This is a genomic window from Achromobacter sp. 2789STDY5608621 (assembly GCF_001299375.1).
Classification (GTDB): Bacteria; Pseudomonadota; Gammaproteobacteria; order Burkholderiales; family Burkholderiaceae_B; genus Achromobacter; species Achromobacter insuavis.
Genome location: NZ_CYTU01000056.1, coordinates 3,319 through 4,790, shown reverse-complemented (window position 1 = coordinate 4,790; position 1,472 = coordinate 3,319). Strand labels below are relative to the sequence as shown.

Genomic DNA, 1,472 nt, shown 5'->3' with positions numbered 1-1,472 from the left:
TCGCGCCACACGATCACGTCGCCGGTGTCGGGAATGCGGCCTTCGGCGCGCAGCAGCCGGCCCGCCAGCGTCGCGTCGCCGGCATCATCGGCCAGGTCCGCCACCTCCAGCACCCGCGCCGCCTCGGCCAGGGCCAGGCGCCCGTCGAGCAGCCACGAGCCGTCGGACAATTGCAGCGCCTCGGGCGGCGCCTCACTGTCCTCCGGCAGCTCGCCGGCCACCGCGGTCAGCACGTCCATCGGCGTCACCAGCCCTTCACACACGCCGTGTTCGTCGACCACGATCAGCATGTGGTCGCGCGAGGCGCGCAGTTCTTCCAGCACCTTCAGCACCGGCGTGGTCTCCATCACGTAGCGCGGTTCGCGCGCCAGCTCGACCAGGTCGATCGGGCCCGGGTTCTGCAACAGCGGCAGCAGGTCCTTGAAGTGCAGCACGCCCAGCACGTTGGCCGGATCGCCGGCGCACAACGGCAGGCGCGAGTGGCCCGAGGCGAACTTGCGCACGATCACGTCGGGCGTATCGGCCACGTCCAGCCAGACCATCTCGCCGCGCGCCACCATGATGGCGCGCACGTCGTGCCCGCCGATGGCCAGCACCCGCTCGATCATGGAGCTTTCCTCCGGCGCGAAGGCCGGCTCCTCGCCGGCGCTGTCCACCAGCGCCACCACGTCATCGGCCTGCTGCGACGCCTGGCCGCCACGGCCGGCGCGCAACAGCCGCAGCACGGCCTGCGCGGTGCGCTGGCGGCGGCCCAGGGCGTGCGTGCCCTTGGCCCGGTTGCGGCGCGCCAGCTGGTTGCACAGCTCGATCAGGATCGAGAAGCCGATCGCGGCGTACAGGTAGCCCTTGGGCACGTGGAAGCCCAGGCCTTCGGCCACCAGGCTGAAGCCGATCATCAGCAGCAGGCCCAGGCACAGGATCACCACGGTCGGGTGACGCGCCACGAAGCCCATCAGCGGGCGGCTGGCCAGCATCATCACGGCCATCGCCACCACCACCGCGATCATCATGATGCTCAGGTCCTGCACCATGCCGACCGCCGTGATCACCGAGTCCAGCGAAAACACCGCGTCCAGCACCACGATCTGCAGGATCACCTGCCAGAACACGGCGTGCTGCACCTTCTGCCCGCTGTCGTGGCCGCTGCTGCCCTCGACGCGCTCGTGCAGTTCCATGGTGCCCTTGAACAGCAGGAACAGGCCGCCCAGGATCAGGATCAAGTCGCGCCCCGATATCTCGGCGCCCAGCACCGTGAACAGCGGCGCGGTCAGCGTCACCACCCAGGCGATGCTGGCCAGCAGGCCCAGCCGCATCAGCATGGCCAGCGTCAGGCCGATCATGCGGGCGCGGTTGCGCTGCGCCGGCGGCAGCTTGTCGGCCAGGATGGCGATGAACACCAGGTTGTCGATACCCAGCACGATTTCAAGAATGACCAGCGTCGCCAGGCCAAGCCAGGCGGTCGGGTCGGACAT

General features: G+C 69.6%; 1 protein-coding gene. It reads right to left on the bottom strand.

What is annotated here, in order from left to right; all coding sequences use genetic code 11:
* The coding region (locus tag AOZ53_RS29255) for a TerC family protein (RefSeq protein ID WP_054490463.1) at nt 1–1,472 on the bottom strand (1,472 nt) is incomplete at both ends.